10 protein-coding genes and 1 tRNA gene are annotated in these 14554 nt (G+C 53.6%); 5 read left to right on the forward strand and 6 right to left on the reverse strand.

The window, feature by feature from the left end; translation table 11 throughout:
* The 3 genes from pdeR to RTK32_RS09460 all read right to left on the reverse strand — a co-directional run.
* Positions 1-1839, reverse strand: a 1839-nt coding sequence (pdeR, locus tag RTK32_RS09450; RefSeq protein ID WP_312043344.1) for a cyclic di-GMP phosphodiesterase, incomplete at its 3' end; no start/stop codon positions are given.
* A gap of 159 nt (positions 1840-1998) precedes the next feature.
* The gene (locus RTK32_RS09455) at positions 1999-2289 is read right to left on the reverse strand and encodes a CstA-like transporter-associated (seleno)protein (protein WP_312043346.1); all 291 of its coding nucleotides are present in this window, start codon (positions 2287-2289) and stop codon (positions 1999-2001) included.
* A complete protein-coding gene (locus RTK32_RS09460) occupies positions 2282-4348 on the reverse strand; it encodes a carbon starvation CstA family protein (RefSeq protein ID WP_312043348.1) in 2067 nt (688 codons plus the stop codon). The genes RTK32_RS09455 and RTK32_RS09460 overlap by 8 nt, the downstream gene beginning before the upstream one ends.
* A gap of 194 nt (positions 4349-4542) precedes the next feature.
* Here RTK32_RS09460 and RTK32_RS09465 point away from each other — a divergent pair, with 194 nt between their 5' ends.
* The gene (locus RTK32_RS09465) at positions 4543-4845 is read left to right on the forward strand and encodes a hypothetical protein (RefSeq protein WP_312043350.1); all 303 of its coding nucleotides are present in this window, start codon (positions 4543-4545) and stop codon (positions 4843-4845) included.
* Positions 4846-4902: 57 nt separating this feature from the next.
* Here the strand turns inward: RTK32_RS09465 and RTK32_RS09470 are convergent, their stop codons facing one another.
* Positions 4903-6837, reverse strand: coding sequence for an exoribonuclease II (locus RTK32_RS09470; RefSeq protein ID WP_312043352.1), 1935 nt, complete (start codon positions 6835-6837; stop codon positions 4903-4905).
* A 333-nt stretch (positions 6838-7170) separates the two neighbouring features.
* Positions 7171-9477 (reverse strand): FdhF/YdeP family oxidoreductase, encoded by a 2307-nt coding sequence (locus RTK32_RS09475; protein ID WP_312043354.1) that lies wholly within the window; start codon positions 9475-9477, stop codon positions 7171-7173.
* Between the two features lie 285 nt (positions 9478-9762).
* Here RTK32_RS09475 and RTK32_RS09480 point away from each other — a divergent pair, with 285 nt between their 5' ends.
* A complete protein-coding gene (locus RTK32_RS09480; RefSeq protein WP_409451079.1) occupies positions 9763-11310 on the forward strand; it encodes a PTS transporter subunit EIIC in 1548 nt (515 codons plus the stop codon).
* Positions 11311-11698: 388 nt separating this feature from the next.
* Here RTK32_RS09480 and RTK32_RS09485 read toward each other — a convergent pair whose 3' ends face one another.
* Positions 11699-11899: a hypothetical protein gene (locus RTK32_RS09485; RefSeq protein WP_312043356.1), complete on the reverse strand. Its 201-nt coding sequence runs from the start codon at positions 11897-11899 to the stop codon at positions 11699-11701.
* A 135-nt stretch (positions 11900-12034) separates the two neighbouring features.
* On the opposite strand from RTK32_RS09485, the gene RTK32_RS09490 reads away from it, so the two are divergent.
* The 3 genes from RTK32_RS09490 to RTK32_RS09500 all read left to right on the forward strand — a co-directional run bounded on the left by RTK32_RS09490 (position 12035) and on the right by RTK32_RS09500 (position 14322).
* Positions 12035-12766: a DJ-1/PfpI family protein gene (locus RTK32_RS09490; RefSeq protein ID WP_312043358.1), complete on the forward strand. Its 732-nt coding sequence runs from the start codon at positions 12035-12037 to the stop codon at positions 12764-12766.
* 284 nt (positions 12767-13050) lie between these two features.
* Entirely contained in the window at positions 13051-13353 is a 303-nt protein-coding gene (locus tag RTK32_RS09495; RefSeq protein WP_312043360.1) for a hypothetical protein, read from the forward strand.
* Positions 13354-14246: 893 nt separating this feature from the next.
* Positions 14247-14322: transfer RNA gene (locus RTK32_RS09500), tRNA-OTHER, on the forward strand.
* Positions 14323-14554 lie beyond the last annotated feature (232 nt).

Below are 14554 nucleotides of genomic sequence, written 5' to 3' on the forward strand. Positions count from 1 at the left end.
CTGCAAATTCAATGCTTTTGCTACAGCGACGATTGCCCGCACCAGCGATTGTGAAACCGGCTGGCTGTTCACTCCGCGAATAAAACTTTGATCCAGCTTGATGGCGTTGATCGGCACGCGCGCCAGCTGGGAAAGCGAAGAGTAGCCGGTCCCAAAATCGTCCAGATGGACTTCAGCACCCAGTTCCTGGAACTGGTTCATCAGCGTTAGCACCTGCTGCTCATTTTCAATTAAACAGCTTTCGGTCAGCTCGATATCAATCGGGCAGCGTGTCAGGTTGGCTTTTTCAAGCGCCTGTTTCAAATCGATATAGATCCTGTCATCAAGCAGCTGGCGGGGAGAAACGTTAACGGCCACGCGCAGGTCGATCCCTTGCTTACGCCACCTCATTACCTGCTCAAGAGCAGTCAGCATGACCCAGCGGCCCAGCGGCACGATCAATCCTGACTCCTCAGCATAGGAGATAAAGTCCGCCGGTGAAATCAGCCCGCGTTCCGGCGAGATCCAGCGTACCAGCGCCTCTACGCTATGCACTTCGCCAGCCCGGTTTAGTTTCGGTTGATAGTGAATAACAAGCTGATCCTGCTCCAGCGCTTTGCGGAGATTGGTATCCAGCCAAAGGTATTCAAACACGCGTCGATTCATTTCCGCCGCAAAAACGCAGTACTTACTGCGACCGTTCTCTTTTGCCGTATACATCGCCGTGTCCGCGTTACGGATCAGGCTTTCGCGGTCTTCACCATGTTGGGGACTAAGCGCGATGCCGATAGAGCAGCCCGTATAAACTTCAATCAGCCCGATGCGGAAAGGCTGCCTGAGCCGGTCGAGGATGCGCGTGGCCATGGCTTCCAGGTCCTGCTGCGTGGCGCCGACCGCCAGCACTAAAAACTCATCGCCGCCCAGCCGCGCCAGCGTCTGGTTCGTGGCCAGACAGCTTAAAATGGCCAGCGACACCGCTTTTAACAGCTCATCGCCGACCATATGACCGTAGGCATCGTTAACTTTTTTAAAGTTATCGAGGTCGAGATAGACAATGCCAATTTGCTGGCGCATGTCTTGTGCCAGCGCCGCCGCGATAGCATTGTTAATGGCATTACGGTTCGGCAGGCCGGTAATACCGTCGGTGTTCGCCAGTTCCCGTAGACGCTCCTGGGCCCGGCGTTCTTCGGTAATATCAGTACCCGAGCAGATCAGAAAAATTTCATTTTTGCCGCTGCCGCTGTGGACAAACTTGTTTCGGAAAAGAAACAAACGCTGGCCCTGACAGGTTTTCACCCAGCGTTCCACTTCGTAAGAGTTGCCGTCGCGGAAAAAGCCACTGACATTGCGGCGTGACGAGGCCGCCTCCTGACGGGTCATAAACAGCTGAAAAACATTACGGCCAATAACATCCTGTTCTTTCAGACCGGTGTACTCCTCGCTTTTACGGTTAAAGCGCTGGATGTTGCCCCGCTGATCGAGGATGACGATAACCGAGTTGGCTTCTGAAACAACCTGCTCGGCAAACGAAAGGCCCAGCGACAGATCGCGAGCCACGCTTTCAGTATCGCCCCAGGCGGAAGCACTGCCTGCCCATTCGGTCTGGTTCACACGGCGGCCAACCATATGCATAGAAAGCGGTTCGCCATACAGCGATACCGTCAGATTGATGCTGGAGGTAATAACCGTCATCGTACGCAGCAGGTTCGCCTGCGAAGGTGTTAATGGAATAACGACATGCGTATCTGCCGATTCATCCTCTGCAAATAAAAGTGCATCGCTGTCAGACTTTAAACGCCAATGAGGGCTGTTAGTACCAAACCAGGTATAAAGTAACGATTGCCCTTGCTCATCGGTCATCAGATTTCTCCCTGGAGAATGCAATACAGGCTGTATCTTCTTATTTTAGCAACAGTATTCGGCAAACAGGATAATCACAAGCGCAATGTTTAAGATATTTTTTATGACGGAAATTAACTATGTTGAAAAAAGCCCCGATCGGGCGATCGGGGACCGGACTTAACAGGGACATTTCCCCACTTTTCCCGCTGCAGAAGGAAAGCGGGCTTCCAGACAGTAGCGATGAAAATCTTTCTCCGTCATGGCCTTATCGGCAGGGTGATGCAGCTGCATATGCCGCAGGTAGGTTTGATAATCCTGCACGCCAACCATCAGACGAAAACACTGCGCCAGCCGCGACATTAACAAACGTAACGTTAGGGGTTCTTTTATTACCGTTATCGCTAAAGGTCGACAGCGTAGCACGCTGAACCGACTTTTTTTAGGGCAGGAAAAAATAGCTCTAGCCATGGTGCGCCTCGCTTCGCAAAGAAATGTCGGCTTCGTGCACCGTCGGGTTTTGGCTGTTTAATGCACGACGAATGACGAAAAAAGCCGCAATAAGCATGGTGATGGCAACCAACATAAAAAAAGCGCAAAGCGCGGCGTTGATCTGATTGCTGAACACGATAGTCTGCATATCCGCTACAGTTTTGGCTGGCGCGATAAGCACGCCTTCATCAATGCCTTTGGCGAACTTTCTGGCCTGAGCAAGAAAACCGATAGACGGCTTTTCGTGGAAAATTTTCTGCCAGCCTGCATACATTGAGGTGATAAAAAGCCAGGCCGTCGGCAGAAGAGTTACCCAGGCATAACGCTGTTTTTTCATTTTGAACAACACAACGGTACCCAGGATCAGCGCCATCGAGGCCAGCATCTGGTTACCAATGCCGAACAGCGGCCATAGCGTATTGATACCGCCGAGTGGGTCGACCACGCCCTGATAAACAAAGAATCCCCAGCCGGCTACCGCAACGGTGGTACCCGCCATATTGCCGAGCCAGGAGCGGTTATTGGCCAGCGACGGCACCACGGTGCCCACCAGATCCTGAACCATAAACCGGCAGGCGCGTGTGCCTGCATCCACGGCAGTAAGGATAAACAATGCTTCAAACAAAATGGCAAAGTGATACCAGAACGCCATCATGACGCGGCTGTTAAATACTTCGGTAATAATATGCGCCATCCCTACGGCGAAGGTAGGTGCGCCTCCGGCACGAGAAAGGATAGTGCTTTCCCCCACATCCCTGGCGATACCGCTTAGCATTTCCGGCGTCACCATAAAGCCCCAGCCGTTAATAGCCTGCGAGGCGGACTCTACCGTGGTGCCAATCAGCGCAGCAGGCGAGTTCATGGCAAAGTAAACGCCAGGTTCGATCACCGACGCGCAAATCAGCGCCATAATCGCGACGAACGATTCCATCAGCATTGCGCCGTAGCCAATCATGCGGATATGGCTTTCACGTTCAATCAGCTTGGGTGTGGTACCGCTGGAAACCAACGCGTGAAAGCCGGAGATAGCACCACAGGCAATAGTAATAAACAGGAAAGGAAACAGGCTGCCGGAAAAGACCGGGCCGCTACCGTCGATAAAACGCGTAACGGCAGGCATTTTCATTTCGGGCATGGCAAACAAAATCCCGACAGCCAGGCCAAGGATTACGCCTATTTTCAGAAAGGTGGAAAGGTAATCGCGCGGGGCGAGCAGCAGCCACACCGGCAGTACCGAGGCGACAAAGCCATAAATTACCAGCACCCAGGTCAACGTGGTGCCTTTCAGGGTAAAGAACGGCCCCCAGAAGGGGTGCTGCGCAATATTCCCACCGTAAATAATGGCTGCCATCATCAGCACAAAACCAATCAGCGACACTTCTGCGATTTTTCCGGGCCGCAGGAAGCGCATATAAATTCCCATAAACAGCGCGATGGGAATAGTCGCAGCGATAGTAAACAGCCCCCACGGACTGTTAGCCAGCGCTTTCACCACCACCAGCGCCAGCGCGGAAAGAATGATAATCATCACGCCCAGCGCACCAAGCATGGTAACGACGCCTGCGAACGCCCCCAGCTCCTGTTTCGCCATTTCGCCCAGCGAGCGGCCATCGCGACGCGTAGAGATAAACAGGATCAGGAAATCTTGCACCGCACCGGCAAGCATCACGCCGATCAGGATCCACAGCGTACCGGGCAGGAAGCCCATCTGTGCCGCCAGAATCGGGCCAACCAGCGGCCCGGCCCCGGCGATAGCGGCAAAATGATGGCCAAACAGCACCCATTTATTGGTCGGCACGTAATCCAGCCCGTCGTTAAGCCTTTCAGCGGGGGTGAGCCGACGGTCGTCCAGTTCAAATACGTTTTCCGCGATAAAGCGGCTGTAGAAGCGCCATGCAATGCTGTAACAGGCTACCGCGGCCACCACCAGCCAAAGCGCGTTAACCTGTTCACCGCGGCTGAGCGCCAGCATGGCAAAGGCGATCGCGCCAGCTATCGCCACCCCGGCCCAGACAATGGCGGATTTTACCTTGATCATCACAATGCTCCTTGTTATCTCCCAACGAGATAACGCTAAAGTAATGTTGATATTTTGTTAGCGAAAGTGGAGGGGATAAGAAGTGTGAGGACAACGGTTTTTTTCCTGACCGGGCGACGAGGAGAGGGTTGATATAGCGTTTATTGATGCTGCTGGTTTTATGATTGGAAAATCATTAGATACCGGAGTGAAGCATGAAAAGCATAATGACTGTGGTAATGGCGTTACTGTTGACCGGATGCGTGGAATACCGCTGGGTAAAGGAAGGGACATCGGCGCAGGATGAAAAAGTTACGGAAACGGCTTGTCTGGCGGAAGCCTTAAAAACCTTGCCGCCGGATAATGTGGTCAGCGGGCGCTATACCTCAAAAGATAAAAAACACCAAACGACAGATACCAGTTACACCACTACCGATGCCAACGAAAGTAACCGCGACATATTAGTGAAAAACTGTATGTATCAGCACGGATGGTCACAAATAAAAATTGAACATTGAGACCGGCGGAGGGAAATCAAACGGGCGGGACGCAGTGCCCACCCGTTAGTTAACACATCAGGCTGCCGGACGAGCCACGATGCTGCGGGTTTCCATACGGACTTCCGCGATAGTGACTTCGATCACATCGGTCACGCGATAGACGACTTCGCCTTTGATCTGCACCGTACCACTCTCCTGGCTGCAAACCATTTCATCACGCACCGCATGAATAAATGGTGCAGGGATAAAGGCAACGGCGCCGTTAGCCGTCAGGCGCACGCGCATCCCGCCACGCGACACGTCAATAATCTCTGCCGCAAAGCGCTCGTCGGTACCGGCGGCTTTCTGCAGAAAGCGCGAATAGAGCCAGTCGCCCACGTCACGCTCGGCCATACGGTTGAGGCGACGACGCTCGCTCATCTTCAGGGTGATCTCATCCTGCGGACGGGCAGCCGCTTCGCCTTTGATCATCGCTTTCAGCAGGCGATGGTTGATCATGTCGCCGTACTTACGAATAGGCGAGGTCCAGGTCGCATAGGCTTCCAGGCCAAGACCGAAGTGCGGGCCAGGCTCAATACCGATTTCGGCAAAGGACTGGAAACGACGAATGCGGCTGTCCAGGAACTGGGTTGGCTGAGCGTCCAGCTCGCGACGCAGCACGCGGAAACCTTCCAGCGTGGCGATAGCCTGGGGATCCACCTTCACGCCGTGATTTTCCAGCACGCTGGCGGCCTGCTCGGCGTTCACCAGATCGAAACCAAGGTGAATGTTATAGATGCCGAAGCCCAGCTTCTCGCGCAGTACGGTAGCGGCGCAAATGTTGGCGGTAATCATCGCTTCTTCCACGATGCGGTTGGCGATACGACGATGCTCGGCAACGATATCCAGCACTTCGCCTTTTTCACCCAGCAGGAAACGGAAGTCCGGGCGATCTTTAAATACCAGCGCATGAGTCTGACGCCATTCGCCGCGCGCAAGACACAGCTTGTGCAGCAGACGGATCTGCGTGGCGATCGCTTCGTTTTCCGGCTGCCAGTCGCCGCTGTTTTCCAGCCAGTCTGACACCTGGTCGTAAACCAGCTTGGCTTTGGATTCAATCCAGGCCGCAAAGAAGTGGATATCTTCGCCAAGGGTGCCGTCAGCTGCCACCGTTACGCGACAGGCGAGCACCGGGCGACGCACGTTCGGACGCAGCGAGCAGACGTCATCAGAAAGCTGACGCGGCAGCATCGGGATGTTGAAACCAGGCAGATAGTTAGTGAATGCGCGCTCGGCGGCAATGGCATCCAGCTCGCTGTTGGCCGGCACGTAGGCGGTCGGATCGGCAATCGCGATGGTCAGACGCAGCTGACCTTCCGGCAAGGCTTCAACGTAAAGCGCATCGTCCATATCTTCGGTACTGGCGCTGTCGATGGTCACGAAGTCCAGCGAGGTCAGATCTTCGCGCTCAAGCTGCTCGTCCAGTATGTCGCCGGTCACGGCGTCTGGCGCTTCGCGCTCCAGATTATGACGGGAAAGCGTTACCCACCACGGTGCCAGAGGATCTTCTGCGTGGGTAATAAAAGCGGTAAGCTCGGCGTAGAAAGTCCGATCGCCTTTCAGCGGGTGGCGCTTCATCTCGGCTACGGCCCAGTCGCCAGCCTGAAAGTCATGCTTCAGGTTACGGTCGGGGCGGCACTGAATGGCGTCTTTAAGCAGCGGATGATCGGGCACGATAGAAAGACGGTCGTCTTTCTTCTGCACGCGGCCTACAAAACGCGTCAGGAAAGGTTCAACGAGTTTTTCCGGATCGGCAACTTCACGATCCTTATCGGTTTGCAGCACGGCAATAATGCGGTCGCCGTGCATCACTTTTTTCATAAACGGCGGCGGAATGAAATAGCTTTTCTGAGCATCTGCTTCCAGAAAGCCGAAGCCTTTTTCCGTGCCTTTTACCACCCCTTCAACACGCGGCGTCTGGGAGTGGAGTTTCTCTTTGAGCTGCGCGAGCAGCGGGTTATCCTGGAACATATTCTCAACGTTTTCGTGGCCTAAGAGCGGCAGACAGTTTTACGCGATTAACCGCCTCGCGGCAAGTAAAAAGCCCGGAAAATCGCGGGCTTTGCGAGGCTGCGCTCTGAAAAGCCTCGCTTTTTTCGGGGCGGACTGGGTTAACGCATTGGAACGTGCAAAAGCGAAAAATCAGGGCGCGTTTGCTGTCAGTATTATTTTATGTTGCAGCAGTCCGGTTGAGCGCTGCGGCGATGTAAAAAGAAAGGTTTTTGCTAAGATCAGCCCTGACCGGCAGCTTTAAGACGTAAAAAAGCCGGGGAAAGCCCCGGCTTCGTTTTATTGTGGTATGCCTCAGGCGATACGCAGGCCCGGTTTATCTTCGGACAAGGTAATTTTCACCGGCACCGATTTTGAGGTCGGCGTGCCGCTGCCGTCGCCAAAACTGGAGAGGGGCACCAGCGGGTTGGTTTCCGGGTAGTAGGCTGCCAGGTTGCCTTTAGGGATATTATAAGGAACCAGCTTAAACTCGGTAACCTTGCGGGTAATACCGTCGTTCCAGAGCGTTTCGATATCGACCTTGTCACCCGCCGAGAAACCCAGGCTCGCCATATCATCCGGATGGATAAACAGCACTTCGCGCTGGCCGTAAACGCCACGGTAACGGTCATCAAGGCCGTAAATCGTGGTGTTGTACTGGTCGTGCGAGCGCAGGGTTTGCAGCGTAAACGGCACGTCCACATCCAGCTGCGGGAACAGCGACTCCGGCAGGCTGCTGGCGCTGAACTGCGCTTTATTATTCAGCGTATTGAAGCGGAATTCTGCCGCGGCATTGCCCAGGTAGAAGCCCCCTTTGATATCGCATTTCGCGTTGAAGTCCGTAAAGCCTGGAATGGTGGCAGCGATATGATCGCGGATCAGATTGTAATCCGCTGCCAGGCTCAGCCAGTCCACTTTCTCCGAACCCAGTACGGCGTGCGCTATCCCGGCAACGATCGATGTCTCGGAGCGCTGCGTGTCGGCGATAGGCTTGCCTACGCCTTCAGAGGCGTGAACCATGCTGAAGGAGTCCTCGACCGTAATAAACTGCGGGCCGGTTGCCTGGATATCCTGCTCGGTACGACCCAGCGTAGGCAGGATCAGCGCATCAACGGCGCCCGGACACAGATGGCTGCGGTTCAGCTTGGTGCTGATCTGTACGGTCAGGCCGCAACGACGCAGTGCTTCTTCGGTGCGTGGGCTGTCCGGTGCGGCGGCAGCCAGGTTACCGCCCAGCGCGATCAGAACTTTGATCTCGTCACGCAGCATCGCTTCCAGCGCTTCAACGGTGTTGTGGCCAATTTCACGCGGCGGCTCAAAATCAAAATGCTTGCCCAGGCTGTCGAGGAAGGCCTGAGAAGGCTTCTCGTCAATGCCCATGGTGCGGTTGCCCTGCACGTTACTGTGGCCTCGAACGGGACAGAGGCCGGCGCCTTTTTTGCCCAGCTGGCCAAACAGCAGCTGCAGGTTGACGATCTCGCGCACGGTTTCCACGGAATGTTTATGCTGCGTAATACCCATCGCCCAGGTACAGATCACGCGTTCGGCGCTCTGGTAGATAGCGGCCGCTTCACGGATCTGCTGTTCGGTCAGGCCGGACTGCTGAACGATCTGCGACCATTGGGTTGCCTCTACGGCAGCCAGATAAGCTTCCATTCCTTCGGTTTTGGCGTTGATAAAGACTTCATCAAACAAGCCAGGTTCGCCGGCTGCCAGGCGGGCATAGTGCGTTTCCGCCAGGGCTTTGACCATGCCACGCACTGCGGCCATATCACCGCCGAGATTAGGCTGGTAATAGGTAGAACTGATGGTGCCCGCTTTACTGGTGACCACTTCCAGCGGCTTTTGCGGATCCGCAAAGCGCTCCAGGCCACGTTCACGCAGCGTGTTAAAGGTCACGATTTTTGCGCCGTGATCGGCGGCGTGACGCAGGCTGTGCAGCATACGCGGATGGTTGGTGCCTGGGTTCTGACCGAAAACAAAAATAGCGTCCGCATGATCGAAATCATCCAGACGAATAGTGCCTTTGCCCACGCCAATGCTGCGCTTCAGGCCGGTGCCGCTGGCCTCATGGCACATATTTGAGCAGTCCGGGAAGTTGTTGCTGCCGTTCATGCGGCCAAACAGCTGGTACAGCCAGGAGGCTTCGTTGCTGGCGCGGCCAGAAGTGTAAAGCTCCATCTGGTCGGGATTGTCCATCGCCTTGATATGGCTGGCAATTAGCGCAAAAGCGTCGTCCCAGCTGATGGGTTCATAACGATCGGTTTCACGGTTATAGCGTAACGGTTCGGTCAGGCGACCCTGATATTCCAGGAAGTAATCGCTCTGCTTATAAAGGGCAGAAACGCTGTGCTGAGCGAAGAAGCTGGCGTCAATAAAGCGGCGCGTCGCTTCCCAAGTGACGGCCTTGGCGCCGTTTTCGCAAAAGCTGAAGGTACTTTTATTATCATCGCCCCAGGCGCAGCCGGGACAGTCAAAGCCTTTGGCTTTATTCATGCGCATCAGGTTGCGCATATTTTTCAAAACTTGCTTGCTGTCAAAAACGAAACGGGTTGTCGCTTCCAGTGATCCCCAGCCGCCCGCCGCCGCCTGGTAGGGTTTTATTGCAGTTTTAAATTTCATAGTGCTTCGCAGGTGGTTACAATGTTTTTGTCTTGTTAAGAAGTTATTACTTCTTTTATCGGCACAGTCTGTGACTTCTTAACAAAATTGTCTAATTGATTGCCTTAATCATGCGATAGGTCAGGTTTATCGCTAAAGCGTGAGGCATATCAAAGAATCATGCTGAGGCATATGCATTTCTCCGCCGCCCCGGGTGCGCTGGCTCATACTCAGGTTTTCAGCCAGAAAGAAGAGGGGCCTGTGAAAGAATTTGCCAGTAAAATTCATGCTTTCGGCAAAGCGCTGATGATGCCGATTTCCGTCATCGCTGCCGCCGGTATCTTTCTGGGCGTGGCGGCTGCGCTGCAAAACCCGGCTATTACCGGCGATGCGTTTGCCAGCCTGCACGTTCCGCAACTGATTATTGGCTTTATTCGTAAGGTCGCGGGAGCGCTGTTTGCCAATCTGCCGCTCTTTTTTGCCGTTGCCAGCGCGATTGGTTTGGCGAAAGCGGAGAAGCCGACGGCGGCTTTCGCCGCCGTCATCGGTTTTATCGCTATGCATGTTGGCGTCAGCGCGACGCTCGCCGCGCAGGGACTGACGGCAGCCACCACCACGCCGGAAGCGTTGCAGGCGAAAGGCATGGAGCAAACGGCCGCCATGATGACCTCGGCGGAATACATCCCGATGCTCGGTATTTTCACCTATAACATGAGCGTGCTGGGCGGCGTCATTGCCGGTTTACTGACTGCGGCCATCCATAATCGCTTCTATACCACGCAGCTGCCTACCGCTATCAGTTTCTTTGGCGGACGGCGCTTTGTGCCAATAGTCACCGTGCTGGTGCTGCCACTGGTAGGTGTCCTGCTGGCGGCGATTTGGCCCACGGTTGGCGCGGGGATCGCCTGGGTAGGCGAGCTGATTGGCAAAAGCGGGCAGTACGGTGCCTTCCTGTATGGCACCAGCGAACGATTACTGATCCCCACGGGCCTGCACCATATTCTCAACGAAACGGTGCGCTTTACGCCTATTGGCGGCGTGGCTACCGTGGATAATCAGACCATCGTGGGCGCGCTAAATATTTTTAATACTGTGCTGACCCATCCTGGCTCTGTTCCGGATGACATCATCAGAAACGCCACGCAGTTTCTGGCCCAGGGGAAAATCCCGGTGATGATGTTCGGCTTACCCGCAGCAGCGCTGGCGATCTATCACTGTGCAAGACCTGAACACAAGCCGCGCGTAAAAGCACTGATGCTGGCTGGTGCGCTCACCTCATTTACTACCGGCATCACCGAGCCGCTGGAATTCTGCTTTATCTTTGTTTCACCCGTACTTTACCTGCTGCACGCTTTTCTGAGCGGCCTGTCATTTATGCTGATGTCGATGCTGCATTTAATGATCGGTAATATTCAGGGCGGCGCTATCGATCTGGTGGTGTTTGGTATTCTTGGCGGCAGCAAAACGCAGTGGTGGTGGACGCTGGTGCTTGGCGCAATCTATCTGCCGGTTTACTACTACGGTTTTCGCTTTGTGATCTTGCGTATGCGGGTAGAAACACCGGGCAGAGAGGCAGAAGAGACGGAGCCAGAAAGCAAGATGGTCGCGGCCGATCGACGTATTCAGGTCATCATCAGTGGCCTGGGCGGAGAAGGCAATATAGAGGATGTCGATTGTTGCTTTACCCGCTTGCGTGTACGGGTAAAAGAGATGAAAGAGGTGGTCGATCATACACTGATGACGACAGGCGCCAACGGCGTTAATCGCGTCAGCGATCACGATATCCAGGTCATTTACGGGCCGCAGGTCGAGAAAATCGCCAGTGAGGTGAAAGCCGCGCTGGGCGTGGCCTGACGCTATGCAGGCCACATTGCAGGGCTTTTCCGCCGAATCAGGCTTTATGGAGCAGAGCCGCCGCGACCGACGGTCCAGGCCTGATGGCCGCGATCATTGGGCTTGGCGTGATTTGTGCCAGCTCTTTAGCCGTTTTGGGTTTTCTGGGGGAGGGGACGTACGCATCCGCCTGTTAGTCTTGTACCAGGCAGGTATGATGCACATATAGCCGCGTTTTATCCTCTCCCGATGCTACTCGCGGGTTCGCCAGCGGCGGGTGGGACAGGCTACGTGACCTGTGCATCAACCCGTAAACTAAAGGTTGTGAAGTCGAACCGGACACTTTCCGCCAGTGTCGCGCCTTTCCTGTCGTAAAAACCAATGTCAGCCACGTTTTATAAGGGGTGGGTCATAGCGTTGGTGTGTTCAACAGCAGCCAAATTTCCACCAGCGATAACCCTGCCATAATCACCTCTTCAGAAGCGAAGCTATCACAAAAACCGGGATTACAGCCTTCAGGCCAGGGAGTAGCGCTTATCAGTCGCTTGAGAAAGCAGCACCAGCGCTGTCCAATGAAGCCCGTTGGCGTCCAGGGCGGATATAAAACCATGAAACCCGATATCCTTACGTCGCTACGTTTTTTAAAAAACACGAAAGAGCAAACCCGGGCAGAGAAAAGGCTGCATAGCGTGATAGATTAAGATTGTTTCCGATATATAACCCTTTATCTTTTCAGGAGAAATACATGTCTATCCCTCCTCTTTCCATTGGCCTGCTGCTTTTTCCCGCCTTGACCCAGCTCGATCTTACCGGCCCCTTTGAAGTCTTTTCCCGCGCCCCTGGCGCGCAGGTGCATCTGATTTGGAAAACTCTGGAACCGGTAATCTCCGATCGTGGTATGGCTATTTTGCCCTCTACAACCTTTCAGGCATGCCCAAAGCTGGATGTTCTCTGCGTGCCGGGCGGCCCGGGGCAGATGGCGTTAATGGAGGATAGCGACACGCTGGCATTTATCCGTCGTAAAAACGAAGAGGTAAGTTTACTGACTTCTGTCTGTACCGGCTCGCTGGTGCTGGGCGCCGCCGGGCTTTTGCAGGGGCGTAGGGCAACCTGCCACTGGGGATCGCTGTCACAGCTGGCACTATTGGGTGCTGAACCAGTTAGCGAACGGGTAGTACGGGATGGCAACCTGATAACCGGGGCAGGGGTAACTTCCGGCATCGATTTTGCGCTCAGTGTGATTGCTGCCCTTTATGACGACGAAACGGCACAAGCGATCCAGCTCCATATGGAATACGATCCCGCGCCGCCTTTTGTCTGCGGCTCTCCACGCGTGGCGTCAGCAGAACTGGTCAGCAAAGCCAGCGCACAGGCTGCGCCTTTTATTGCAAAAAGACTCGAGGCAACCCGACAAGCCGCATCGCGGCTCTATAGCGAGACTGGCAAGCCTGCCAGCAACAAACCCTTTACCGGTTAGTGGCGTTACAACGTCACATAATAATTTTAATTTGATCATCTTAATATCCATTTAAATAAACGACGGATAGGCGTTTTAAACAGGCTGCACCACCAAATAGGATTAATCTGCCTTGTTTGCGTGCCTTAATAAAAATAGTTAAACCTTTGGATATGGCCTGATTCTGAATATAAGCCTTAACAGCATAATCAGAGTGCATTCGTTAACGAAGTATGGAAAATAACAGGCAGTGATTAAACAGGCCATGCTGCGCTGATTTTCAGAGCAGGCTAACGAGGAATGTAATGCAAACTGAAACCGTTCAAACCGATGAACTGGAAGGCAAAGCTTTGGAATGGGCCGTCCTTAAAGCGATTGGCGGCGCCTGGCCTGACGGTGCGGCCAGCTCCTGGGACAGGGCGGGATATCTGATAAGCAATCTGAATATTTTTCTCAGCAGCGGCGGCCACAGGCAAATGTTTATTGCTTATCTGGACGAAAGGGCGCCTTCTGTCGGTAAAACGTTGCCAGAGGCGGTTTACAGGGCCGTAGTCCATTCCTCTATTGGCAGCTGGATTTCAGTACCGGTAGCCATTTTAAGAGCATAGCGCCCGGTTTAATCCTGGTGAAAAATAGAGTTAAGTATCGCCAAAGGAATAAGTTTTTCTGTCGTTTACTCTGCTAATAATGCCTTTTTTATGCGGTCAATACCGTAAAAGACATCCACAAAGCCACGCCAAAAATAATGCTGTTATAAAAGCATCGCGCCTGTCCGCTTTGATTACCTGTAGCCTGTTCCTCTTTTCAAAAGAAACAGGGCCGAGGTATTTCAGTCGCTATAAATTTCACCTGCCCGATATTAAATAAATATCAGCGATTTCATCAGTTGTTGTTACCTGCATGCAGGCACTCTGACATCCGTTTTGCGAGTTAAAATTAAAAAAAAAGCCCGCAGTAAGCCGCGGGCAAAAACGAAGTTAACTCTATTTTGCCTCTCCACCCTAAAGTAATATTGCGAACATAGAGTGATCCGAATCACAGACCGATGGCTAAGGTTTGTTCTGAGACAAATCTTATTAAGAGAAATTTTGCACAGGGCTGAACTGACTAAAGCGGACAGGACTCTCTGCCAGGATGGCATTCCTCTGGAGCACGGCGAATTCGGGTACGATGGCGGGGGGCCGACGCAATCCTTACCTTCTAACCGGTTTTGGTCTCCGTCTGGTTTTTTATTTGCTATTTGCTAAACCACAACTACCCTTATTCAGGTAGTCGTCAATGCGCCGCCCGAACAACGGACTGACCAGTAATCACCGATGATAAACAGGCGCACCATATTCCAGGCTCTGCTCAGGCAGGGCCTTTTTTACGCCGGTCTGTACTACACTCCCTGAAGGAGTAAAGGCCTTTGTAAGGCGGCGCTTAAGTTATTACGGCGTATGGCGTCAGCAGGCAAGCCACACAGGCTTCGTGCCGGAGAATGTCCGGCGCCAGAATTAACCCGCCGTTAGCTCACCTGGAAAGAGCATCAGCCGCGTAGCTGAAGGTTTGGGGTTCGAGTCCCTGACGGCGGTCCAGCCATTGCTCCTTTGAAGGCCACCTTTAGTGGCCTTTTTTTATGCTGACGCTACACGGCTATAGCGACAGCATTTTGTTGAATACCCTGAATAAACAGAAAGGGTAATTTTCTCGTATCGGCAATTGTAGATAATGATTTTTATGAAGCGTTCGCACCGTCATCAACATTAAAGCCAGTTTCGCGGTAGCAACCTCGCCTCGCAATAGCGTTTTTTTACGTTCGGAAGAAGG

Source organism: Erwinia sp. (genome assembly GCF_031978025.1).
GTDB lineage: Bacteria > Pseudomonadota > Gammaproteobacteria > Enterobacterales > Enterobacteriaceae > Erwinia.